This is a genomic window from Bradyrhizobium sp. (genome assembly GCF_019244115.1).
Classification (GTDB): Bacteria; Pseudomonadota; Alphaproteobacteria; order Rhizobiales; family Xanthobacteraceae; genus Bradyrhizobium.
In genome coordinates this window covers 1-23,536 of record NZ_JAFATE010000011.1, presented here as the reverse complement: position 1 = coordinate 23,536, position 23,536 = coordinate 1, and the positions used below count along the sequence as shown (strand labels likewise).

25 protein-coding genes and 1 pseudogene are annotated in these 23,536 nt (G+C 60.2%); 12 read left to right on the top strand and 14 right to left on the bottom strand.

Annotated elements, in window-relative coordinates:
- Positions 1-772 precede the first annotated feature (772 nt).
- Positions 773-1,814: pseudogene (locus tag JOZ76_RS38505) on the bottom strand (IS630 family transposase).
- Between the two features lie 1,268 nt (positions 1,815-3,082).
- Here JOZ76_RS38505 and JOZ76_RS38085 point away from each other — a divergent pair.
- Positions 3,083-3,325: a response regulator transcription factor gene (locus JOZ76_RS38085; RefSeq protein WP_366113047.1), complete on the top strand. Its 243-nt coding sequence runs from the start codon at positions 3,083-3,085 to the stop codon at positions 3,323-3,325.
- Positions 3,326-4,345: 1,020 nt separating this feature from the next.
- Here the strand turns inward: JOZ76_RS38085 and JOZ76_RS00435 are convergent.
- From JOZ76_RS00435 to JOZ76_RS00425, 3 genes are all read right to left on the bottom strand, one after another.
- The gene (locus JOZ76_RS00435) at positions 4,346-4,516 is read right to left on the bottom strand and encodes a hypothetical protein (protein ID WP_291696668.1); all 171 of its coding nucleotides are present in this window, start codon (positions 4,514-4,516) and stop codon (positions 4,346-4,348) included.
- 274 nt (positions 4,517-4,790) lie between these two features.
- Positions 4,791-5,015, bottom strand: a complete 225-nt coding sequence (locus JOZ76_RS00430) for a hypothetical protein (protein ID WP_291696667.1) — start codon at positions 5,013-5,015, stop codon at positions 4,791-4,793.
- Between the two features lie 166 nt (positions 5,016-5,181).
- Positions 5,182-5,364 (bottom strand): hypothetical protein, encoded by a 183-nt coding sequence (locus JOZ76_RS00425; RefSeq protein WP_291696666.1) that lies wholly within the window; start codon positions 5,362-5,364, stop codon positions 5,182-5,184.
- Between the two features lie 604 nt (positions 5,365-5,968).
- Between JOZ76_RS00425 and JOZ76_RS38080 the strand changes: the two genes are divergently transcribed.
- Positions 5,969-6,259, top strand: a complete 291-nt coding sequence (locus JOZ76_RS38080; RefSeq protein WP_366113044.1) for a helix-turn-helix domain-containing protein — start codon at positions 5,969-5,971, stop codon at positions 6,257-6,259.
- Positions 6,260-6,823: 564 nt separating this feature from the next.
- Here the strand turns inward: JOZ76_RS38080 and JOZ76_RS00420 are convergent.
- Both JOZ76_RS00420 and JOZ76_RS00415 read right to left on the bottom strand, forming a co-directional pair.
- Entirely contained in the window at positions 6,824-7,462 is a 639-nt protein-coding gene (locus tag JOZ76_RS00420) for an RraA family protein (RefSeq protein ID WP_441299949.1), read from the bottom strand.
- A gap of 54 nt (positions 7,463-7,516) precedes the next feature.
- A complete protein-coding gene (locus tag JOZ76_RS00415) occupies positions 7,517-8,722 on the bottom strand; it encodes an aminotransferase class I/II-fold pyridoxal phosphate-dependent enzyme (RefSeq protein WP_291696665.1) in 1,206 nt (401 codons plus the stop codon).
- A gap of 142 nt (positions 8,723-8,864) precedes the next feature.
- Here JOZ76_RS00415 and JOZ76_RS00410 point away from each other — a divergent pair, with 142 nt between their 5' ends.
- A complete protein-coding gene (locus JOZ76_RS00410; RefSeq protein ID WP_291696664.1) occupies positions 8,865-9,764 on the top strand; it encodes a LysR family transcriptional regulator in 900 nt (299 codons plus the stop codon).
- Between the two features lie 134 nt (positions 9,765-9,898).
- Here the strand turns inward: JOZ76_RS00410 and JOZ76_RS00405 are convergent, their stop codons facing one another.
- From JOZ76_RS00405 to JOZ76_RS00380, 6 genes are all read right to left on the bottom strand, one after another.
- Complete coding sequence (locus tag JOZ76_RS00405; protein ID WP_291696663.1) at positions 9,899-10,624, bottom strand: amino acid ABC transporter ATP-binding protein; 726 nt, start codon at positions 10,622-10,624, stop codon at positions 9,899-9,901.
- Entirely contained in the window at positions 10,621-11,358 is a 738-nt protein-coding gene (locus JOZ76_RS00400) for an amino acid ABC transporter permease (protein WP_291696662.1), read from the bottom strand. Before JOZ76_RS00400 ends, JOZ76_RS00405 begins: the two co-directional genes overlap by 4 nt.
- A gap of 5 nt (positions 11,359-11,363) precedes the next feature.
- Entirely contained in the window at positions 11,364-12,062 is a 699-nt protein-coding gene (locus JOZ76_RS00395) for an amino acid ABC transporter permease (RefSeq protein WP_291696661.1), read from the bottom strand.
- Between the two features lie 28 nt (positions 12,063-12,090).
- Entirely contained in the window at positions 12,091-12,921 is an 831-nt protein-coding gene (locus JOZ76_RS00390; RefSeq protein WP_291696660.1) for an ABC transporter substrate-binding protein, read from the bottom strand.
- A gap of 170 nt (positions 12,922-13,091) precedes the next feature.
- A complete protein-coding gene (locus tag JOZ76_RS00385; RefSeq protein ID WP_291696659.1) occupies positions 13,092-13,865 on the bottom strand; it encodes an IclR family transcriptional regulator in 774 nt (257 codons plus the stop codon).
- 80 nt (positions 13,866-13,945) lie between these two features.
- Complete coding sequence (locus tag JOZ76_RS00380) at positions 13,946-14,089, bottom strand: hypothetical protein (RefSeq protein ID WP_291696658.1); 144 nt, start codon at positions 14,087-14,089, stop codon at positions 13,946-13,948.
- 273 nt (positions 14,090-14,362) lie between these two features.
- Between JOZ76_RS00380 and JOZ76_RS00375 the strand changes: the two genes are divergently transcribed.
- The 6 genes from JOZ76_RS00375 to JOZ76_RS00350 are packed head-to-tail and all read left to right on the top strand — an operon-like array spanning position 14,363 to position 19,326.
- On the top strand, positions 14,363-15,022 hold the full coding sequence (locus JOZ76_RS00375; RefSeq protein WP_366938523.1) for a flavin reductase family protein: 660 nt from the start codon (positions 14,363-14,365) through the stop codon (positions 15,020-15,022).
- Positions 15,019-16,356 carry an MFS transporter gene (locus JOZ76_RS00370; RefSeq protein ID WP_291696656.1) on the top strand — a complete coding sequence of 446 codons (1,338 nt, stop codon included), beginning with the start codon at positions 15,019-15,021 and terminating at the stop codon, positions 16,354-16,356. The genes JOZ76_RS00375 and JOZ76_RS00370 overlap by 4 nt, the downstream gene beginning before the upstream one ends.
- A gap of 5 nt (positions 16,357-16,361) precedes the next feature.
- Positions 16,362-17,222, top strand: coding sequence for a fumarylacetoacetate hydrolase family protein (locus tag JOZ76_RS00365; RefSeq protein WP_291696655.1), 861 nt, complete (start codon positions 16,362-16,364; stop codon positions 17,220-17,222).
- 4 nt (positions 17,223-17,226) lie between these two features.
- Complete coding sequence (gene hpaH / locus JOZ76_RS00360; RefSeq protein WP_291696654.1) at positions 17,227-18,030, top strand: 2-oxo-hept-4-ene-1,7-dioate hydratase; 804 nt, start codon at positions 17,227-17,229, stop codon at positions 18,028-18,030.
- A 15-nt stretch (positions 18,031-18,045) separates the two neighbouring features.
- A complete protein-coding gene (locus JOZ76_RS00355) occupies positions 18,046-18,438 on the top strand; it encodes a RidA family protein (protein WP_291696653.1) in 393 nt (130 codons plus the stop codon).
- A 12-nt stretch (positions 18,439-18,450) separates the two neighbouring features.
- Positions 18,451-19,326 carry an amidohydrolase family protein gene (locus JOZ76_RS00350; RefSeq protein WP_291696652.1) on the top strand — a complete coding sequence of 292 codons (876 nt, stop codon included), beginning with the start codon at positions 18,451-18,453 and terminating at the stop codon, positions 19,324-19,326.
- Between the two features lie 29 nt (positions 19,327-19,355).
- On the opposite strand, the gene JOZ76_RS00345 is transcribed toward JOZ76_RS00350, so the two are convergent.
- Together JOZ76_RS00345 and JOZ76_RS00340 are read right to left on the bottom strand one after the other, a co-directional pair.
- Complete coding sequence (locus JOZ76_RS00345) at positions 19,356-20,261, bottom strand: SMP-30/gluconolactonase/LRE family protein (protein ID WP_291696651.1); 906 nt, start codon at positions 20,259-20,261, stop codon at positions 19,356-19,358.
- Between the two features lie 14 nt (positions 20,262-20,275).
- Positions 20,276-20,941 (bottom strand): GntR family transcriptional regulator, encoded by a 666-nt coding sequence (locus JOZ76_RS00340; protein WP_291696650.1) that lies wholly within the window; start codon positions 20,939-20,941, stop codon positions 20,276-20,278.
- A 183-nt stretch (positions 20,942-21,124) separates the two neighbouring features.
- Between JOZ76_RS00340 and JOZ76_RS00335 the strand changes: the two genes are divergently transcribed.
- The 3 genes from JOZ76_RS00335 to JOZ76_RS00325 form a co-directional block, all read left to right on the top strand.
- On the top strand, positions 21,125-22,141 hold the full coding sequence (locus tag JOZ76_RS00335; RefSeq protein ID WP_291696649.1) for a TRAP transporter substrate-binding protein: 1,017 nt from the start codon (positions 21,125-21,127) through the stop codon (positions 22,139-22,141).
- A gap of 17 nt (positions 22,142-22,158) precedes the next feature.
- A complete protein-coding gene (locus JOZ76_RS00330) occupies positions 22,159-22,674 on the top strand; it encodes a TRAP transporter small permease (RefSeq protein WP_291696648.1) in 516 nt (171 codons plus the stop codon).
- 34 nt (positions 22,675-22,708) lie between these two features.
- A partial coding sequence (locus tag JOZ76_RS00325) for a TRAP transporter large permease subunit (RefSeq protein ID WP_291696647.1) occupies positions 22,709-23,536 on the top strand: 828 nt, incomplete at its 3' end.

Below are 23,536 nucleotides of genomic sequence, written 5' to 3'. Positions count from 1 at the left end.
CCCGCGCAAAGTGAAGTCGCAGCCTCTTATGCGTTGTCGGAGCACCCGGCATGCTCACCCGAGATCGCCCTTGGCATGTGACCACCCATCTGGCCGGGTTCGACGCTCCCGGTCTCATCCTCGCGCCTGGCCCAATTGATGGCTGTCCGATCGCGACGCCAAACTGTCGAGCGGCTTGATCGCGGGACATCCCGCCCTCGACCGCTGCGACAACCCGCTTTCGAAGGTCAAGAGAATATGGTGCTCCCAGCCATCCCGGCCTCCTTCCCAGCCCGCGTGACGAATCAGAAATGCGCTCATTTAGGAATCCCATTCGATTCAGCTAATCTCATCCTGCTTTAGACGCCGGATGAACTGATGAGGCCTTGAGGAAGAGCTCGGGTGCACTGTCACTTTTGCTGCTGACGCGAGCACGATCTACGCAGCTTTAGCTAGGTGCGCCGCGGCGCCCCCGCCGGTCCACGGCTATAAAATTGACGCCTCGACCCCGGCCACGCCCAACATGCTGCAGGAACTGCACTCATTATGGCTATCAGCGAAGAATAGTGATAGCGTTGAGCGTCGGAGAGCGATTCCATCGAAAGGTGGCAATCAACACAAGTCGGTGGGACTTACCTTCCGGAGATCGTACACACGAATGCACTTGCGAGCAAAGGTGTTCATATGAAGTTGGCTTTATCGAATTTTGTGTTGGTCTACCTGCGAGCACTGGCTCGGGTCCGCCCGTTTGTGATGATCATGAGTCCGTTTAGTCCAAAGTCCATCAATTTGTTCAGGCGATTGGTAAACCGCTAGCATATTTGCGACTGATCTCGAGGATTGCCTCGCTCTTAGCTCTCCACTTGTTGGGCTCCGGATTGACGTTGCGGCCGTCGAGATAGGCCTTGATGCCGCGGACGAGCTCGCCAACCGATGCGAAACTGACGGTCCGGATGACATCGGCATCCAAGTCGACAAAGAAGCGCTCCGACAAGTCTCATCCAGGACGATGAAGTCGGCGTATAGAGCCTTTTGAAACGTGGATCGCGCTTGCGCCAGGCGCTGACCTTGGGTTGCTTATGCGTCGCGTAGTTGTCCTGGATGAGATGGATGTCGAGATCCTTCGTCTCGCGGCCGACCTCTTTCAGGAAGCGGAGCCATTCGACGTGCGTATGCCGTTTCTCAGTGCGAGCGATCAGGCGGCCTTCCAGAGCAATTAGGGCCGTGAACAGAGTGAACGTTCCCTGGCGCTTGTAGTCGTGCGTCATTTTACGTGGCCGCTAGCCGCGAGCGGGAGCGACAACTGGGTCCGTTCCAAGGCCTGACATTGGCTCGTCTCGTCGCAGCAAAGAATCAAGGCTTTCAATGGCGGATCAAGATAGAGACCGATGACATCCAGAATCTCTCCTCGAAGCTCGGCTCGTTGGAGAGCTTGAAAATCTTCATGCGGTTTCAGATCATTCGTCGACCAGACCCGTTGCACGGTCCTGTGCGACCCGCCAGCGTGGCGGCCCATGCTGCGCACGCTCCGACTTGCGGCCCTTCGGAGGCCGCGTCACAACGCGCTGGACCTTGCTCGCCGGGATCGACGGCTTGCGACCCCGTCCTGGTTGGTCCTTCAGGCCATCAAGCCCGTGCCTCTCAAAGCGCTTCGACCAGGTCGAAACCCGCTTTGCCGCTGTCTTCAGACAAGCCGCTGCCTCGGTGACGCTCACACCGTCGAGCCGAAGCAGGATCATGTCAGCACGGCCCCGTTCCCGCACCGTGCTCGTCGACGCTCGCGATCTACGCCGCAACTTCGCCACCACCACCGGCTCCGCTTGCAAACGTTTGATTGATTGGCCGTGCCATCCAGTGATCCTGCACCCAAATCAGCAACCACACCGATATTAGTCAACATTTGCAGACGGGACACTAACGAGCGCGGCATCCATCCGAAGCGTCGTCAGCGACCGAAACCGTCTTGAGCCAGGGCGCGCTCCGGGTGGTCAGGCCAAAATTCGACCCGCCAGCGGAAAACCGCGCTGGTGGCGACGCCGAATTCTCCGCCTCCTGCACGATCGCCCACTTCTGCTCGGCGCTGAAGCGACAGCATTTCGACTGCCCGTCCGCGTCCGCGTACCAAGTGGTATAATTGCAGCGCCCACAATTAGCAGCGCGGCTTAATTGAGCCCAGGCACTCGGGTGGAGCAGGCTTCGCCAGTTCATTTCGTTGCGTTCTTGTCCGAGGCGCTCGCGCCAGACGCGCAGCGCGTGCGACAAAGACCGCGCACTCCGGCGAACTCGGCACGCCCGTGCGACTCCAATTCATCGCTTCGACATGCACGCCCAGAACGCGCGAAGGCAATCGGTTTCCCTGTCCGTCCGCGCGCCGTAGGATAATGCGGCAACCTTCTGCGTCGCGTCGAATGCCTAGTTCTGTGCTGACGGTTTGATGTTTCCCGATCCAACCAGAGATGGTTTGCATCTTAGCGTAGATCGCCCGCGGTCAAGAGAGGGCGCGCCCACTGCGTCAAACTCGTCGTCGAAAGATCGTGCTTCCGGCAGCAGTGCTCCGTTTCGGAGCGCGCTTTCGATACCACGCCGCATGCCGTTCGACCAGAGCGGATTGTTGGCCTTCGCACAAGAACGGACGAGGTACTATCGGAGATCCTCCACCGCTGCAGAGAACCCGAAATTGAACGAGAATACACCCTGGAAGAGGGTGCGGGATTCGACGATTACGGCACAACCGCTGCGATGCCGCCCGTAATCGGTCCGGACTGGGGATTGGGTCTGGCGGTGTGGTGACCGAGGAGGCGCCTCGCGCGCAAGATTCTCGTCTTCGGCAACGCGGGAGGCGTGCGATGGAATTCTTCTCTTGAAGCTCTGCCCGGACTGTGGAGGATCAGGGACTGCAAGGCAATCCAACCAGTGGCGCAAGGCCGTCGAATATATCCGCCGCGATGCGAGGGGTGCGGCGGCAAAGGGCGGATCACCACCGGCCTGCCCGAGGGCGCTAGTCCGAATTGGTATATTTCCACCTTTGAACATTTCTAAAGGAACCACAGACTTCCGGGCACGTGGTTAGCAAGTCAACCCGAACACTCTCCTTGGGAGATGCGTGCCCGAGCTGCCTCTGATCCTTCTCGTCGAGGACGAACATCTATTGGCGACCGATGTAGAGGAAGCCCTAACCGGCGGTGGCTTTGCCGTCCATGCGGCCGCGACCGGCGAAGAAGCGCTCACCCTAATCATCAACGAGAAAGGCTACAAGGCGCTGATCACCGACATCCATTTGCGCTGCAGGCTGAGCGGATGGGATGTGGCTCGACGGATCAGGGAGCAGAACCCACATTCCTCGTGATCTACGTGACTGGCGCCGCGAAGGTGGATGGCCTTCGAAGGGCGTGCCCAACAGCATTCTTGTGCCGAAGCCGTTCGCGGCGGCGCAACTCGTGACCGCCGTCTCCAGCTTTCTGAACATCGGCACGCCGCCGACCTCGTAGGGGTTCACTCCCTCTCCCAGTGGATGCAGCGGCAAGCACGGAGGCCAGCTCCGACATCGTAAAGGGCTTCTGCAGGAGGTGGCCAACGAAACCTTTCGGTAGACCGGCTTCTTCGTACCCACTCGCAAAAATGATAGGTACGCCTCGGCGCTGGACGACAGCAGCAACCGGCTCCACGGTATCTTGACCGAGCTTAACATCCAAAATAGCGAGATTGAATTCGGCGCTCTTGGCGAGTGCAACGCCGTCGTTGAGGTTTCCAGCCCTCGGCGACGACAGTGTGCCCAAGTTGCCCGAGCATATCTCGCAGGACCATTCGTGTCAGCTCCTCGTCTTCGACAACAAGGATGTATGACATGCGCCCTCTTCAGATCGTCGGCCAGGAAGTAGTCGTCCTCAACCACGAGCACCGGCATCCCTTTAAGCAACCCGCTTCAGGCTGCATTGGGCTTCCTTCCAATACGCTTGCGGCGGGACCGGTTGAAGTTCCGGCGCGATTGGGACATTTTAGGCCCTTACAGGACCGAAAACAGAAGCAGGCTCACGCAACCGACCAGGGTGGCCGCGCTCAATGTAACGACAACGAGAGCTTGTTCAGCGTGGGCTTGTTCAAGGTCAATGACCCAAAGAACACGCTTTGGCGCGACCTAGTCCCCGCAACTTACGATTGGCAACCAATTTCGTTATGGGGATGTGGTCCGTATTCGTTAACGAGCTTGGTCATGTCGGGCGCGACTGGAAGGTGTTGGTTTATGCCTCGCGATGTATCGCTTTGGTCGCTTGGCACGTCTGCATGATCGCGCGCTGCTGGGTCTTGGGTCTGTTCCTTTGGACGTAACCTTGCCACGCCTCTGGTGCTCCCGTTCGGTGCGTGCCGCCTAACCCACGACCATCATCACCAGGACGATCACCACCAACACCGTCGTGCAGACGAGCATCAGCGTGCCGCGTTGAGGTGCGACGATGCCTCGATAACCGCGCCAGCTCCCGATCGCCGACACCAGCAGTACGATCACCATCACAACTAACATCAAGATAATCACGTCCATCGCCATAGCCTCTATGCATGGACGCGGTGGTTTGGCAGCGTCCTCCTTTCATCTTTCAGTACCCGACCTACACCCGTCAGAGGCGGTACGATGTGATTTCCTGAGGTTCATAGTAAATCGCGGCCAGCACGCGTAGGGAAAAGGCGGTCGCTCGTTACGACCGCCTTTAACCACATCGGACGTTACGGCGCCGGCTAGACTGCTCGGCTTCTTCCGGCTCGGCGCGCGGCGCTTACAGTCGGTGGAGCCAGCGCGTGACGTGGTCCGGTATCCCTCAAGCAACCGACGTTGGGGCGGGTAGTTCAAAAACCCAGTCGCCGGTTGTCCCGCTCTCTTTGACCTTAACCCCAGAGAGACCGATCTGGCTGAGCCACGCCTCCACAATAACAGGGCTCAAACAGGCTCCGAAAGTCTCAGACATGTCTTTGCGCCTCTTGGCCAAGGTGGTACCGCCGTTGGTGTTTCTCAATTGTTGTTCAAGCGATTTCTTGGCTTCCATTGTTATCAAACCTTTTCTGAGTATTGCCGCACCGTGTCCATTGCGTCCTTAATTTTCATATACGCAGATATTATTTAGCGCTCCCGATATTATTTGGCGCTCTCGACTAAAAGGCGGTCGCAACGAGCGACCGCATGCCATTTCTTAGCGCTGACAGAAAGCGAGATCACGCCGCAAGGCGCTGCTGTTGCGACTGCTCGGCTTCTTCCGGATTGGCGCCGACAATCCGCCGCAGCTCCGTAGCCCAGGCATCGAGCACCTCTCGCTTCCTCGCGACCCTTGCCTCAAAGGCGAGGTTGTAGGCCTCCTGAGTAACAGCCGGCCAGTCGCCGTTCGCGTTCGCGCACACCTCGCGGTCACGACATTAACGTTACCCAGTCAGCTTAATGGGCGGCGTTTGTTGCTGGCTGGCGCAGATCAACTATCTGGGGCGAACCGGACAGTTTCCCTCCTTTATGTCCGGACCACGAACGGTGAAGTCGCCAAGCGAACATACACCGCTTGGCGGCTTTGTTCGGGACCGGAAGGCTCGCTCCTGCATGGCTCGAAAATCAGGTTAGTCGTTCGCGGAACAGCGCTCCTAATTGAATGACGCGCGGTTCGCAATCGCTGGGATGTAGCCAGACCTGAAGGCTGGGCGGCCCGTTAGAGCCGGAAAAGCCATTGCAGTTGAATAGCACTTCGAGCTGCCTTTTGTCCCAATGTGCGTTGACAGTATTCAACCGCGGAAACCCTCTAAGCTGACGGAGGCCTCTGAAAAATCAATTCGCTGCAACGCCCGCCAGTCCTCCTCAATCGCGAAAAAATTCCATGCCGCAGTTGATATCCAAATGCGCTCGAACAGCCGTCGCTGTGCTCCAGTGTACGCGGGAGCTCTCGGGCGTCCGCATTGACGTTGATCGCCGCACAGCAAACTCTCGTCCCGCCGAGCACTTTGTGAAGTAGGAGGGGCCATGGGATACAGTCGAAGAGGGGGAGACAGAAGCGAAGGGTTGCCGATTGCTCCATCCAATCCGTCATCTGGAGAACCAAAGTCGATTCCGTTCGTTCAACGGCTCACCTGCACGATTAACGAAGCAAGCGAGGTCACCGGCTTGGGACGCACGAAGCTTTACGAGTTAATTGGGACAGGGCATCTCATTACGACAACCGTAGGACGTCGGCGGTTAGTGCTCGTGAGCTCGCTCCAAGCACTGCTCGACGTGAACCCCCCGGGGCCTGGAGGTATGAAAAAGATTTGGTAACACTTCGCGGCTTGGCACACTTGGCCGCGGTTGTCCGTCTTTTTCCGTTCCAATCCGCCAATTGGCTGAGGGTAACTCTGTGGAACCGCTAGCGCGCAAATCACTCAACCATTTGAAGATAAAGGGATATCTTGCGCCGAATCGCGGACACTCTCTCCGCCACGCCACGGTGCTCTTCTCTGTATCCGATTGTTCGAATCGAGAGCAAAGACAACGAGTAGCGACAAAGGCTGTTGCGGCTAGTTTTTGCGATGTTACCCCTAATGAGCGTCAAACCGAGCTTTTGACCGTGGGTCTTCCGTTCCGATTCGATCGGAACGAAAAGGCAACTCCGCCGCCGATCGACTGAAATATCGCGCAGACTGGCCGATCGATGCCACAACGCGCGTGCGCGAAGATTCGGGCCGTGGGGCCACGTGGCCGAGCTTTTGTCGACAGCAGGACCGATCGTCCGTCGCCCCGCGATTTTGCTGGCGTTCTGGGTGGCGTCCATCGAACTCGCAAGCATCGGATTTGGCGACGCCGCGTGGCCTAGATCATTCCATGAGCGCGATTGATCCGCGGTCAGCGTTTGCCGTAGGCGCCGCTATAGCGGCCTTCGCGAATGCTCTTCATCATCTCCTCTTCGCGTTTCTCTTGAGCCCGCACCGCGCTCAATAACTCCGGCGCCATCGCCAGCGGGAATGCCACCACTCCGTCCTGGTCACCAACCACGATGTCGCCGTGCTCAACGACTAAGCCCGCGATTGATACCGGAACGTTGATTTCGCCAGGACCGTTCTTGTAAGGCCCGCGATGGTTGGCTGCGCGCGCGAAAATGGGAAAGTTCGATTTCATCAGTGCGGCCGAATCGCGGATAGCCCCATCGATCACTATGCCCGCCGCGCCGCGTGTCGAGGCGATCAACGCGATGATTTCACCGACCAGGGCGCGTGATTCATCGCCGCCGCCGTCGACGACGAGCACGTCCCCAGGGCGGATGAGCTCGAGGGCCCTGTGGATGAAGAGGTTGTCTCCGGCTGCAGTCCGCACCGTGAGCGCGGTCCCGACCATGGTGCCGCCCGTGTAGAACGGCCTGAGGTTCGCTGCGCCAGGCAGTCGGCTCAGGTTATCGCTGATGATGGCGGTTGCCGCCGTCTTGAAGCCGTCGATGAGGCTTGGATCGGCTGGAGCGGTGCGCTGATTTTCTGGGCGTCCAATCACGGCAGGGATCTCGTCGCGTTCGGGAGTTTTGTGATCTCTTGAATGCGGCGCGGCCTAGAACAGGGCCTCACATGCCCGCCGGATCTGCGTGCAGCCGATCTCGATGGCCGACAACGACGTCGCAAATGAGAGCCGCAGGTAAGGCGACAGCCCATAGGCGCTGCCATCCATCACCGCAACATTGGCTTGGTCCAGCAGGTAATCGGTGACATCAAGGTCGGTCCTCAGAGTCTGGCCCGAACTGGCTCTGCGGCCAATCAGCCCGCCGACCGAGGGATAGAGATAGAATGCGCCGGCCGGCGCCGAGATACGAAGCCCGGGCGTGCCGTTCAAGAGCTCGATCATTCGGTTTCGACGCCGCTTGTAGATCGCGGCGGCCTCGCCAACATGCGATTGATCCCCCTCAAGCGCGGCTACGGCCGCGGCTTGGCTGATCGAACTCGCGCAACTCGTGCTTTGACCGAGCAGCTTGGCGATCGCACTTACCGCCTCGTTGGGGCCTGCCGCGTATCCGACTCGCCAACCGGTCATCGCGTGTGCCTTTGACAGGCCGTTGATAACAAGGGTTCGCGTCTTGAGAGCTGGATCGACCTGCACCGGGTTGACGGTTTTGACCTCGTCATAGACCAGATGCTCATAGATCTCGTCGGTCATGAGCCAGACGTCGGGATGCCGCCGCAGCACCTGTGCCAAGGCCGAAAGCTCATCCCGCGAATAGACGGCGCCGGTCGGATTGTTCGGGGAATTGAGGATCAGCCAGCGGGTCTTGGGTGTGAGCGCTGCTTCGAGGGCGGCAGGTGCCAGTTTGAAGCCGGTGTTTTCATCGCATTCGACAACGACCGGCGTTCCGTCGTTGACGCCGACGATATCAGGATAGGAGACCCAGTAGGGTGCAGGAATGATGACTTCGTCCCCCTTGTTGAGCGTCGCTGCGAACGCCTCGAAGATGAGCTGCTTGGCTCCGCAGCCGACGACAACCTCCTCGGGGGAATAGGTCAGACCGCTGTCACGTTCGAGCTTTCGGCAGACCGCTTCACGAAGGGACGGCGTGCCTGCCGTCAGCGTATAATGCGTATCGCCGCGTCGCATGGCGGCAAGGGCTGCTTCGATGATATGCGGCGGGGTTTCGAGATCGGGCTCACCGATGGTGAAGTCAACGACTTGCCTCCCAGCAGCGAGCAGTTCAGTCACCTTATGCTTGGCCGCGATGCTCGCGGATGGTTTCATTCTTGCGACACGTTCGGCGAGCCTCAACGGCATCGATAGAACTCCAGGCAGATGCTCGTCCCCAGCTATGAGACGGTCGCGACAATAGGGATAGCCCGCAATTCAAAAAACCGATAAAAACTCATTCCGATAGATCGCTTTTTCTCATGCTGGTTTTTCGCTGGGCTCGCGCGTCATGATCACATTGAAGCAACTCGAAGCACTCAACTGGATCGCTCAGCTCGGCACCTTTGAGCGCGCAGCGGCAAAGCTCAATACGACGCAGTCGGCGATCTCAAAGAGAATCCAGGAGTTGGAGGCCTCGGCGAGTGTACCCTTGTTCGACCGCAATCAACGCGGCGCGCGCCTCACCGAGAAGGGAGAGCTGATCCTGGCGCTGGGACGCCAGATGCTGGCGCTGCAAGATCAGATCCTCGAGCTGAAGGACGGAAAGCAGATTCCGGCGCGTCGTCTCAGGCTTGGTGTGACGGAATTGTCCGCGCTTACCTGGCTGCCCCGACTTGTTTCGGCCTTGCGCGAGGCCTACCCGACGGTCACGATCGTACCCGAAGTCGAAAGGAGTTCCGACCTTTATGATCGGCTCGCTGAGGATACGATCGACGTGATCGTCATTCCTGAAGCGTTTTCTCATCCCGAAATCACATCGGTTCGGGTAGGCGACGTGCAAAATGTCTGGACAGCGCGGCCGGGCCTCGTCAAGGCGCGTCGCTCCCTCGGGTTCGACCAACTTGCCGAACATACGATCTTGACTCAGGGCGCCCGCTCAGGTTCCGGCATGTTTTACGGCAAGTGGCTGAAGGCAAATGGCGTTGTATTCCAACGCGCGATTTCGAGCGACAGCTTAATGGCGCTCGTCGGTCTGGCGGTCGCGGGCCTCGGGGTCTGCTATCTGCCGCGGCAGTGCTTCCGTCCTCTGTTTGATAGCAAGAAGCTCAGCATCGTCCCAGTCAAGCCGGCTCTGCCTGCGGTACCCTACGCGGCGATGTATCGGAACGACCGTCCATCCGCTTTCACCGCCGCGGTTGCCGAACTCGCCCGCAAGGCATGCGACTTCAGCCGACAGCTTCAGGCCTAATTTTTCGCACGCGGCTATCGCCGTGTTTGGCTGGTGGACAGGACGAAATCCTCGCTGAGATGGCTCGATGACTCCGCGAGCCGATGGTGCGCGCCACGAGACCGCTGTGAAGCCCGATGCGCCCGAGTTCCTATTCAGTGGCGGAGCTCGGAAAGAAAGCGCTGGGCGCGCGGGTGATTGGGGCGTGAGAAAAACTCTGAAGGCGGCGCATCCTCGAGGATTGTTCCGCGGTCCATGAACCAGATGCGGTCCGCGACCTCTCTCGCGAAGCCCATTTCGTGTGTCACGCACATCATTGTGATCCCGCTGTGCGCGAGGTCCTTGATCACGGACAGCACTTCGCCGACCATTTCTGGATCCAGCGCGCTGGTGGGCTCATCGAACAGGATGATCGGCGGGTCCATTGCCAAAGCGCGCGCGATAGCGACGCGCTGGCTCTGTCCGCCCGAGAGCTGGCCGGGATATGAATTCGCCTTGTCGGCGAGTCCCACGCGGGCGAGCAGCTTCCTCGCGGCTTCGCTCGCGGCCTCGCGCGACAAACCGCGCAGCTTCCGCGGCGCCAGGATGATATTGTCGATCACGCTCATATGCGGGAAGAGATTGAACTGCTGAAACACGAAACCGATGCCGCTGCGCAGCCGGTTCAGGTCGGTTGCTGACGAATGCACGTCCTGGCCGTTGACGACGATGCGTCCGCCCTGGATGGGCTCGAGCCTGTTGATGGTTCGGATCAGCGTGGTCTTCCCGGAGCCCGACGGTCCGCAGACCACAACGACCTCGCCGCTGTTCACGGTGGCGTTGATGTCCGCGAGGCATTGATGGGCACCATACCACTTGCTGACGTTCTCGAACGAGATCATGGGGCTGGCTCGACGACAAAGGACTCCAGAGGACGTATGACCGCAGGATCTTCGCGGCGACGCCGGGCGATGTGCCGCTCGACGGCGCGTGCCGATTGCGTCAGCGCGAAGCAGAGCAGGAAATAGGTGAGCGCGAGAATGGAGAAGACCTGCACGGGCTTGGTCAGAAGCCTGCTGTTGACCTGAGCGGCGGCAAAGGTGAACTCGTTGACGCTGATCACATAGCCGAGCGAGGTCTCCTTTATCAGCGAGACGAACTGGCTCATCATGGTGGGCAGCGAGTTGTAGAGCGCCTGCGGCAGCACGACCGACATCATCGCCTGGCGATAGTTCAGGCCCAGCGAGCGAGCGGCCTCGATCTGTCCCTTGGGGAGGGCCTCGATCCCAGAGCGCACTATCTCCGCAAGATAAGCGCTCTCGTATATGACGAGCGCGCCGACCAGCGTTGGAAATCCGGCAATCGGATGCCCGATGATGATGGGTAGCGCAAAGTAGCTCCAGAAGATCACCATGAGGAACGGCGTGCCGCGCACCGTGTGCACGATGATCGCGGTGACTGCTCGGATTGAGCGAAACGGGCTGATGCGGCCAAGTCCAAGCAGCAGGGCGCAAGGAAAGGAAAGGCCAAGCCCGAGAACGGCGATGAGCACGGTTGCGGCGAGGCCACCGAGCGGCCCTGCAGGGTATTGCCCGATGAGAAACAGAACCCAGTTGTCGCGGAGGATTTGCAGCATCGTCGTTACCGGGCCTGCAGACCGGCCCGCCGTTCGTAGAGCGCGCCGAGCGCCATGATTGCGAACGAGCTCAGCAGGTAGATGGCGGTTGCGACGGCGAAAACCTCAAAGGTGCGGAAGGTGTCGTTTTCGATTTGCCGCGACTGGTAGGTCAGCTCATGAACTCCGATCGCCATCGCGATGCTGGTGTTCTTGAACAGCAGCAGGGTGTAATTGATGAGAGGGGGAAGCGAGAGCCGGGCGGCCTGCGGCAGAATGACGTAGCGCATGGTGGAGAGATAGCCGAAGCCCAGCGCGCGGCTTGCCTCATATTGCGTTGGCGGAATGGCGCGCAAGCCACTGCGCAGCGCTTCGGACATGTAGGCAGCGATGCAGAACGACAAGGCGAGAAGCGCCAGGATGAACTCGCTGTTGTGCTCGTTCAGCCAGATCTGCGCCGGCGCAGGCAGGAGCTCCGGCACGGCAAAATACCAGAACAGAACCTGGACCAGCAGCGGAACGTTTTGGTGCACCTCGACATAGGTGGTGACGAACCAATGCGCAGGCCTCAGACCGGTGTTTCTCAGGACGATCAGGACAACCGCCAGCAGCAAGGCGAGAGCCCAGGCGCCGGCAAACAATTCCGCCGTCACTTGGATGCCGCTCAACAGCCACTTCAGATGTTCGCCGGCGAGGACGGCGGTGAAATCAAGTGAATACCCCATCATTCGCATCACCGGCCGGATCGAGCAGCTAAGGCGCCAGCACGGGATTTCCGACTGGCTGATCGAGCTTGAACGAGCGGGTCAGCTTGTAAGGCGTGTCTTTCCCGAACCACTTCTCGAACATCGCCGCGCCTTCCCCTGACGTCTCGAGTCGTTTCAAGGTCTCATTCACGGCGGCCAGGAGCGCGGGTTCATCCTTGTGGATACATCTGCCCCAAAATTCGATGGCGACTGGCTGCGCTACCAGTTCGAGTCCTTCGCCTGCCTGCTGCTTGAACTTCATCAAACCGAGCTCCGAAAGAACCAGCGCGCTTACCTTGGATTGCTGCAAGGCCAGAAAGGCGCTGGGCGGATCCTGGAAGGTGAGAACATTGGCCTCCGGGAGCAGCGTCCGCACATACTTCTCGGAGCTCGAGCCTTTTGGCGCGCTGATCTTCTTGTCCTTGAGATCGTCGATCTTGGCAATGCCGCTGCCTGCCTTGACCATCAACATCTGGCGGCTCACGAAGGTGGTCAGGCTGTAGTCGATCTGTTTCGCGCGTTCGTCGGAATACCCCATCGCAGCCGAGAGCACGTCGACGCGGCCCTGCGTGAGTTCCGGAATTCGAGCTTCGACCGCCAATAATTTGACCTCAAGCCCCACGCCGATCGATTTCGCGATGCTCTGGCAAAGATCGATCTCGTAGCCGACAGTCTCGCGGGTCTTAGGGTCCTGGAAGCTGAACGGCTCGATAGTACCGATCGTACCGCAGATGAGCTTGCCGCGGGCCTTGATATCGGACAGCTGATCGGCTTGGACGAGGCCCGTACCCCACAAGAAGAGTGCGGCAGCAACGATCACTCTGTTCAGATATGCCATGTGTCCCCCTTGTCCTGAACCGGCCAGCCGGCGGAAACACCCCGAGTGGCCCATCGATTGACGATAGAGCTCCCACCTAGTCACAAAAGCGATATAATTTCATTTATTCTCATTCCATATGGGAATATACCGAAGTATGTGCAGATCTGCGCAACCTCGCCCGGTTGGAATCAAAGTCTCTCCTGAATCGAACGCGCCGCCTTGAGCAGGATCTCCGCGACCTCCGGCTCACGCCGCGGACCTAAACGGCCGCGCACGGCTGAAACCGTGATCGCCGCGGCAGGCTGGCCATCGGCCGATTTGATCCAGGTCGAGATCGACTTCGTTCCCTGGACGAGCCCGACGTCTCGCAAATTGTACCCGCGTCGTCGGGCGAGCGCGATCTGTGCAACGATCGTCGCGACGTCGGTCCGGTAGCCGGCAAATCGCTTCTCGTTGGCTGCAACGATCCGGCGCGCTTCCGGGGCAGGCATCGCTGCGAGGATCGCCACGCCGGCGCTGCTGACCCCAAGCGGCCGGCGCGCCCCGACTTGAATTGACAGCACCTGGATTGGATGGCTGCCTATCCTGCGATCGACGCAAAGCGTGTCATTGCCGGTGCGCACCGTCAAGAACAGCGTATCGCCGACCTGGCGTGAAGTCCGATCAAGAATGTCCTCCGCCGCCACAAGAAGCGCAGTGCGAGAGGGACGGGCGAGCGCCAGTTCAGGGACCTGGCCGCCGACGGCGTAACAACCCGTCCTCTCGTTTCGCTCGACGATGCCTTCCTCTATCAACACATGCACAATTCGATGCACCGTGGGACGCGTCAATCCGGTCGCCCGGACAACTTCGGCCAGCGAGACGCCTTGCTCACGCCCCGATGCCAGGATGCGCAGCACGGCAAGTGCGCGCCGGATCGCCTGCGCACCCGGTTTCGGCTCGGCGGCGCGTGCCGCTCTCATCGCTGGGGCCGCGTGTCCATAATGTGGACAAGAACTGCACAATTGGATCGACAAGTAAAGTGGCGGATCCGATGATCGGGCTAACCTGATGCCGACTTGATCGGCGTGAAGAACGACGAACCTGCATTCGCCGCATTTTGGGAGGATGGGATGAGACGTTTCGGCGTCGCGTTTGCTGTATTGCCGGCGGTGATCAGCCAGGCTGCAGCCGCTTCATTGCTCACGCAAAGTCCGCCTGATGATTCCCTACCCGCGCTGCGGGAGCCTCGGCAGCATAGCCCGCATTATTCCAGACAAGCTTCAGGAGTGTCCAGGTCGGCCCGGCCGGAGCGGACTTCCTTCAGTCATGACCGTTTCGACGCCCCGGTGATGCTGGACGTGCATCCCTCGAAGGCCGACTCATCGAAGAGGGCGAAAAAGGCTTCCGTTCGTTCGTCTCGTCTGGTGAACCTGAGGTCCGAGTAGCACTACCCGGATGCTTTGGAGGAGAGAGGACGATGCGGATAGATCCTTCAGAGCTTCCTGCGGAGCGGATCTATAGGCTGATGACGGGCATCGTCGTACCGCGTCCGATCGCCTGGGTAACCAGCCTTTCCCGCAGCGGAGTGCTCAACCTCGCTCCGTTCAGCGCCTTCACTTTCGTGTCTCAGAAGCCGCCGATGCTCGCGATCAGCGTCGGCCGAAAAGCCGGCCTGTATAAGGATACGGCGCACAACATTCTGGACACCGAGGAGTACGTCATTCACATCGCAAATACCGAGCTGATGGAGGCGGTGCACGAAAGTTCGGTCGAGCATCCGCCGGAAGTCAGCGAAGTCGAACAGCTCAAGCTGGAAACGGTGCCGAGCGAATCCATCAAGGTACCGCGGCTTGCCGCACCGCCGGTAGCGATGGAATGTCGCTTTCGGCAATGCCTGGAGTTTGGCGAGGCCAGAAGCCGGCTCATCGTGGGCGAGGTCGTGCTGTTTCACGTCCGTGACGGCCTGGTGACCAACGGCAAGATCGAGACGGAAGCGCTCGATCCAATCGCCCGCATCGGCGGACCGCGCTATGCAAGGCTGGGTGACATCGTCACCCTTCGCACGGTCTTTCAGACCCCGAAGTCGACGGCGGAACGCCATCTGGTCGAGCGGCAGAGCACAACCGACAGAACATGATCGACACCCTTTCGCGTTCTCCAGATACCGAATACACGGTCGGCCAGCGGGCGGCCATCATCTTCTCCTGCATGCTCGGATTTGCGCTTGATCTGTACGACGTGCTGATCATGCCGTTCTTGATGAGCTCGATACAGGCCTCGTTGCACATCTCTCTCGCGGAGGTCGCGAGCGTCACCAGTCTCACGCTGATCGGATCTGTGATCGGCGGCGCCCTGTTCGGGTGGCTAGGCGATCGTATCGGCCGCAAGCAGGCCCTGCAGCTTACGCTCGGCGTGTTTGCGGTCGGATCGATCGCGTCAGCTTTCGCATGGAGTTATGGCAGCCTGGCGCTCCTTCGGTTCATCACGGGCATAGGCCTCGGCGGCGAATGGGGCGCCGGTATGGTCTTGTTCAACGAAGCCTGGCACAAGGAGCGGCGTGGAATTGGCAGCGCCTTCATTCAGGGCAGCGCCGTGCTCGCAAGCGCCGGCGCTTCCGTTGTGGGAATCTGGGCGACCACGTCATTCAGCCTCGAATGGGGCTGGCGGATCGCGCTGCTCACCGGCGGATCGCCAATCCTGCTCATGATCTTCATCCGCATCTTCATGCCGGAATCGAAGGCGTGGTTACAGTTCGATCGGGCGCGCAAGGGCGGGTTGATCCCCACCAAGGCGCCGACCACGAACACCCTTCTGCTGATGTTCCAAGGCAGGCTCTTGCCGGTCTCCATCATGTGCCTCGCATGGATGATGGCTTACATGTTCTGCTATTACGGTGTCGTCGTCTTCATGCCGACGCTGATGCAAAAGTCGCTCGCCACTCCACCCGAGGTGGTCCGCAACATTTCAGTGATCGCATCGGTCGTGGGAGGCTGCTCCTATATCAGCATGGGCGCGCTCAATGACGCGTTCGGCCGCCGTTTCGGCGCATTGCTGCCGGGGCTCGCTTGGGGCGTCATGGCTTTCGGCATCTACACGTTCGGGAACCAGAAATTCGCCGGCGACGTTTTCGGCTTCCCGATGTTCTGGACCTATATCGCCTTCGTGATCGGAAACTCGGCTCTGGGTGTGGTCGGGACGTGGCTGTCGGAGATCTATCCGATAGAGGTCCGCTCAACGGCCGTTTCGTTCATCTACATGGCGGGACGCGGCGTCGGAAGTCTCGCGCCGGTGATCGTTCCGCTCGCGGCGGCCAGCTTTGACGGCCAGCTTGCCCTGGGCATGCTGGTGGTGGTGCCCGCGATCGTCGTCTTTCTTGCAGTGACGTTATCGCTCCCGGAAACGCGCGGGCGTGAGTTGTCGAGCGATGCGGTACCTGCGAACGGCCGGTCCGCCGAACAACTCGGGAGATGATCAGAATGCGGCTACTCAGTTACGCGACGAATGGAAGTGCTCGCTACGGTGCGGCGACGGAGGCCGGCGTGGTGGATCTGACCAGCCGCATCGGAGACAGGTTTCCGGATTTGCGGGCGCTGATCGCCGGAAACGGACTTGCCCTCGCGCGGGAGGAGGTCGGCCGCGCTCGCCCCGACCACGCGCTCGAACAGCTGTCGCTGTTGCCGCCGATTCCGGCGCCCGAAAAGCTGTGGTGCATTGGGGTGAACTACACCGATCGTAACGCGGAATACAGGGACAATTCCGACCTGCCGAAATATCCGAGCCTGTTCGCTCGCAATCCCTCCTCCGTGGTCGGCTCAGGCCAGCCCCTCGAGAAGCCGCGGGTGTCGGAGCAACTCGACTATGAGGGCGAACTGGTCATCGTCATCGGGCAGGGCGGCCGTCACATTCAAAGAGATCAGGCGTGGTCGCATATCTTCGGGATGACTCTGTGCAATGAGGGTACCGTGCGGGACTGGCTGCGCCATGGCAAGTTCAACGTCACGCAAGGCAAGAATTTCGACCGATCCGGCAGCATTGGGCCGTGGATCGTCACATCGGATGAATGCGATCCGCACGGTCCACATGACATCGTCACTCGCGTCAACGGCGAGGTCCGGCAGCAGGACAGTACGGAACGCCTCATGTTCCCGTTCGACTATCTCATCTCCTATCTCTCCACTTTCGCCACACTCAAGCCCGGAGATCTGATCGCGACCGGTACGCCGACGGGCGCCGGCGCGCGCTTCGACCCGCCGCGCTGGCTAAAGCCAGGCGATGTCGTCGAGGTGGAATCCTCGCGCATCGGTACTCTGCGCAATACTGTCGTTGCCGAAGGGTAGACTGATGCTGGATCCGTCCACCATAAACACGCTCGCCCAGCGGCTCGATGAAGCCGAGCGGACCAAATCGCTCACTCGAATGTTCACGCGTGACTATCCCGACATGACCGTCGAGGACGCTTACGCGATCCAGCGCGCCTGGACGCGCCTGCAACTCGCGCGTAACCGCGTCATCAAGGGGCACAAGATCGGCCTCACATCGAAGGCCATGCAAAGCGCGGTCGGCATTGCCGAGCCGGACTACGGCGTCTTGTTCGCCGACATGTTCTATCCCGATGCGAGCGCAATACCATTCGATCGGTTCCGGGCACCTCGGATTGAGGTCGAGCTGGCCTTCGTGTTGAAATCGGCGTTACGTGGACCCGATTGTTCGATCTTCGATGTGCTCAATGCGACCGACTACGTCACGCCCGCACTGGAGATTCTTGAAACGCGCATGCATCGCGTGGATCCGGACACCGGCCAGACGCGCACGGTCGCCGATACGATCTCGGACAATGCTGCAAATGCCGCTCTCGTGATCGGCGGCCGCCCCATCCGGCCGCTGGATTTCGACCTGCGCTGGATCGGCGCGCTGTTGTTTCGCAACGGCCAAGTCGAGGAGACCGGGCTCGCAGCGGGCGTCCTCAACCACCCGGCAAATGGCATCGCCTGGCTCGCCAATCGCCTCGCTCCCCATGATGAACATCTCGCCGCCAGCGAAATCGTTCTGGCGGGCTCCTTCACGCGCCCGCTGGAGATCAGGCGCGGCGATACTTTCCACGCCGACTATGGGTCATTCGGCTCGGTGTCCTGCCAGTTCGTTTGATGAAAGAGAGCAGCCATGGCACGTGATGGACGGCGCCGCAGCATCCACATCGGAGGCTTCAAGCATTCAAATCCAATTCCTAATGCGTGTCGGATCGGCAATCTCGTCATGTCGGGTGTCATTCTCGGCCGCGATCCCGAAACCGGCGAGATGCCGGCAACGCTCGAGGCGCAATGTGGCAACATGTTCGCGCACATGAAGGCAACCGTGGAAGCGGCGGGCGGCACGAGCGACGACATCATCAAAATGACAGTGTGGCTGCAGGACCGTTCGCAGCGCGCGCCGGTCAATGCCGAGTGGCTAAAGATGTTTCCGGACGAGCATTCGCGGCCGGCCCGTCACGCCTTGCAGATGGACATGGAAGGCGGGGCGCTCGTGCAATGCGACTTCGTCGCCGTTATCGACTGAAAGGAGCGGCCGGTGCCAACCTATCTTCCGTTCGAGCCAAACCCGCGTCAGCCTTCGAAACCGCCGCCGCCGAAGACCATCGACAGCCAATTCCACGTCCTGGGACCGGTCGAGAAATATCCGATCCGCCCTGGCGCGGCCTATCAGATGCCGACCGCAACCTGGGAGGCCGCACTCCGGATGCACAAGGCGCTCGGAATCGAGCGCGGCGTCATCGTGCAGACGACGACGTACGGCGCCGATCATCGCGTGGTGCTGGATGGCCTTGCCGGGATGGGGCCAAACTATCGAGGCTGCGCCAACGCGCTGGTGTTTGCCGAGGCCGATGATAGCTACCTGGCGAAACTGCACGATGCGGGCGTGCGTGGTGCGCGGTTTAGCTTCCGCCAGGAGCTCGGCGCGGTGCTCTCGGACCAGGATTTCGCGCGGGCCATCGCCCGGATTCGAGAGCTGGGCTGGTACGCGAAAATTCAGCCGGAAAAGGACGGCATCATCTCGAGCGTGGAAAAATACCAGGCGCTGGATGTGCCGGTGCTGATCGACCACATGGGGCGTCCAGACCCCGCGCGCGGCAAGGACGATCCCAATCTGCGCAAGGTGCTCGAGCTTCTGTCGAAAGGAAACTTCTGGGTGATGCTGTCGCTCGGCGAAAAGATCTCCAAGGCGGGGCCACAATGGAATGATGTCATACCGATCGCCCAAGCCTATATCGAGGCGGCACCGGATCGCTGCGTCTGGGCGAGCGACTGGCCGCATCCCGTGTCGGTGGTCCAGCCGCCCAACGATGCGGAATTGCTCGAACTGATGTATCGCTACGCGCCCGATGAGGCCACCCTGAACAACATCCTGGTGCGAAATCCCGCCAAGCTGTTCGGTTTCCCGGAGTGATGCGGCGGAGAAAGAGGGCGCAAGCTCGATCAGCCGGGCAAATTGTTTGAGAACCGGTGTTCGGGGAGCCCCTGCGCGATCCCGTGAACAGCCAGCAGGTGTCCTGCCTGGGGTTCCCTGCTCAGCTGCTGATGGTCCAGAAACTTTCTCGCACTGCTGACATACATCGTTCTCAGATCGCTGCCGCCGAAGCAGACGCATGTGGGATTGGTCACCGGCATGGGAATGACCGTGTCGATCCTGCCGTCCGGCCTGTATCGTGCAACCCGTCCGCCTGAGAAGAACGCTGTCCACAAACCGCCCTCGGTATCGACGCATGCGCCATCCGGCCGCTCGCCGGATGCCGTGTAGTCGGCAAGGACCCGCCGGTTGCGGATCGTGCCGTCATCAATGTCGAAGTCGAATTGCCACGTCCGATATCGGCGCGTATCGGTGAAATAGAGCGTGCGATTATCGGGTGAAAACGCGATGCCGTTGCTGACGATGACGTCGCCGAAAATGCGTGTCACCGTGCCGTTGCCTTCGACGCGGTACAATGAGCCGCTCGGCCGCTGCAGATGATTGTCCATCGTCCCGATCCATAGACGACCCCGCGCATCGACCCGTCCATCGTTGAGGCGGTTGTCCAACCCGTATTCGACGTCGCAAAAATGGCTCAGCAGCCCACTCGCCGCCTCGCGGCGTCGCAAGCTCAGATCGTGCGCGAGGATATGAGAGCCATCCGATGTCAGCGCCTGGCTTCCGAGAAACCGGCAGTCATAACGGGATGCTTGGTGAGCGCCCGTCGCTGGATCGAAGGATTGATGAAGCTGGCGTTCGATGTCGACCCACCAGAGCCTGCCGGAGCGGTCGCACCACAGCGGTGTCTCGCCCAGAACATCGGCGGCTTCTACTGCCGTTTCCACCTTCTGCGCGGCAATGATCGTTACCGTCATGGCTCCGCTGCTCGTCAGAGCGAGCTATTGGCAAGTGCGTGGTCAATGCAGTTGTTGACGTGAGCGGCGAGCACCTTCTTTGCGGTTTCGGCGTCGCGCTTCAGGGCGCACTCGAGCAACGCCTTGTGCTGCTCGGCCGGCTCCGAGCCGCGATAACTGAACGCCACCATTTGATAGCGGAAGTACTTGTCGAAGGCGAGGCTGTGCGTTTCCATCAGAACGCGCGATCCGCAATTCGAAATCAGGGCTTGATGGAATTCGCCGTCGTAGCGTTTCCATTGTTCCGGCTCGCCGATCCCGGATTCCATGAGCCGCTCTGTCGAGGCGAGCTTGTGATGTGCCGAGACGACGCGGCCCTCCCATTCGACATCGGCATTGGCGAAGGAGGTCACCATCGCGTGTGACTCGAGCAGCAGCCGCAAGCCGGCAAGCTCGCGCAGGTTCTCGGCTGAGACCGCGGCGACCTCGAAGCCCCGCTTGCCTTCTGCGGTCACGAACCCCTCCGCAGTCAACCGGCTCAGAATCTCACGGAGCGTACTGACGCTCACACGATAGGCCTCGCGTAGCGCTTCGAGCTTGAGCTTATGCGCGGGGCGAAGCTGGCCGAAGATGATGTCGGTGCGGATCTTGCGGTAGCAGTCGTCGCCGACCGCCAATTCTTCCTTATCGATCAAAGGCATCGCATTGCTCTTGGCGTCGGTGCTCCCGCGCGTCTCGGCTGCGGGCCGCATCCTAATATACTATCCAGGTCGTATGATAAAATCATTTTCATCATTTGACTCCATTTTCCTCATATGATTTGCTGCTCGCAAATGACAATGAACCTGCGGGACAAACCCGCAACATGCGCAAGGGAGGTCAGTATGGGGCGGAAGATGCTGGGCTTGGCGGCCCTCACGGTGAGTGTAGTCCTCGCCGCTTTGCCGGCCGCCGCAGAGGTGCAGGAGCGGATTATCCGCTGGGGTCACCTCAACAATACCGATCACCCGGTCAGCCTTGGCGTGCAGAAGTTCGCGGAAGTGCTTGCCGCGAAGAGCGGCGGCAAGCTCAAGATCCGCGAGTTTCCCGCCTCGCAACTCGGAAACGAGTTGCAGCAGCAGTCCGCGGTCCGCGGTGGCACCCAGGAAGTGTTCTCGGCCTCGACAACGTCGCTCGCCGGCGTCGTCAAGGAGCTTGGATTGTTCGATTTCCCTTTCATTGTCGCCACGTTTGACCAGGCCACCGCCCTCGCCGATGGCCCGTTCGGCAAGGCAATGATGGACATGTTGCCCGACAAGGATCTGGTTGCACTCGGCTACTGGGGCCTGGGTTTTCGCAATGTCACCAACAGCAGAGGGCCAGTGGCAAAGCTCGAGGATTTCGCCGGGCTGAAGCTTCGTGTGATTCCCAATCCGGTCTATCTGGACACGTTCAAGGCCTTCAAAGCCAACCCGGTGCCGATGGCGTTCGGCGAGCTCTATACCGCGCTCGAGAACAAGACGGTCGACGGCCAGGAGAACCCGTACAGCGTCATCCTGTCGAACAAGTTCTATGAGGTGCAGAAATACGTGTCTGCCACGAACCACACGTTTACCCAGAACATCATCATCGTGAGCAAGAAGTTCTGGGACAAGCTCTCGCCCGAAGAGCAGAAGATGTTCCGCGATACCTACGCGGAGACCGTTCAGTATCAGCGTGAGCAGACCAAGCGTGCCGCCGGCCAGGCGCTGGACGAGCTCAAATCAAAAGGGATGCAATTCAACGACATCGCGCCGGCAGAATACGCCCGCATGCAGGAAGCGGTGAAGCCGGTCATAGAAAAATTCTCGAGCGAATACGATCAGGAGAAGGTCAAGCTGTTCAACGCCGAGCTCGCGCGCATTCGCAGCACGACCAACTGATTGAGTGGTGATCGGCAATGGCAAGGGTGCTCGACTTCTATTGCGAGGTGCTGAAGGCAGCGATCGCCGTCTGCCTCGCGGCGATGGTCGTGCTGGTCTTCAGCAACGTCGTGCTGCGATACGTCTTCAACTCCGGCATCGCGATTTCCGAGGAACTGTCGCGCTGGCTGCTGGTCTGGCTGACCTTTCTCGGTGCTATCGTTGCGTTGCGTCAGCACGCGCATCTCGGCGTCGACACGCTCGTGCGCGCCCTTCCACCCAGAGGCAGGTTCATCTGCTTCGTGGTCAGCTACCTGTTGATGCTGTACGCCGACTGGCTGCTGACGCTCGGAAGCTGGAAGCAGGCGGTCTTGACTTTTCACGACACCGCGCCGGCTTCAGGGATCTCGGTCGGCCTGTTCTATTATTCGTCCGGGCTGGTCTTCGGCGTCTCCGCCGCGGTCATTCTCGCCCACGACCTGATTCGCGTCATGACCGGCACGGCACAGGACGAGGAACTCATCACCGTGAAGGAAAGCGACGAGCACACCTGACCGCCTCGGCTCCGGGTCTCGTCCAATTTGCAGCATGACGATCGCCGTCTTCACATTCTCTCTCCTTGGTGCCATGGCGCTCGGCATGCCGATCGCTTTTGCGCTGATCGTCTGCGGCGTCGCCTTGATGCACTCCCTCGACATATTCGACTCGCAGATCATCGCGCAGAACATCATCAACGGTGCTGACAGTTTCCCGCTGATGGCGGTGCCATTCTTCATGCTCGCGGGCGAGATCATGAACAAAGGCGGCCTCGCCAAGCGCATCGTGGACATCGCATTGGCGCTTGTCGGCCACGTGCGCGGCGGGTTGGGCTATGTGGCGATCCTGGCATCCTGCGCGCTCGCCTCACTGTCCGGTTCGGCGGCGGCGGACGCGGCAGCGCTTGCCGCCCTGCTGGTTCCGATGATGGTCGCGGCAGGTCATAAGAAGATGTACGCGGCCGGTCTGGTCGCGGCGGGAGGGATTATCGCTCCCATCATCCCCCCGAGTATCGGCTTCGTGTTGTTCGGAGTCGCCGCCGGCGTCTCGATCTCCAAGCTGTTTCTTGCCGGGATCGTTCCCGGGCTCCTATTGGGCGTCGGCCTTTGCTTCGCCTGGTGGTGGGTTGCCCGCGACGAGAACATTGCAAGCCCGCCTCGGAAGTCGCTGCGGGAGGTCGTCGGAACCGTCGCCGAGGGATTTTGGGCGCTGATGCTTCCGGTCATCATCATCGTCGGCTTGCGGTTTGGTGTCTTCACCCCGACCGAGGCTGCCGTGGTCGTTGCGGTGTATGCGTTGTTCGTTGCGACCTGCATCTACCGAGAACTGAAGCTCTCGCAACTTTACGAAGTCATTGTCACGGCTGCCCTCAGCACCAGC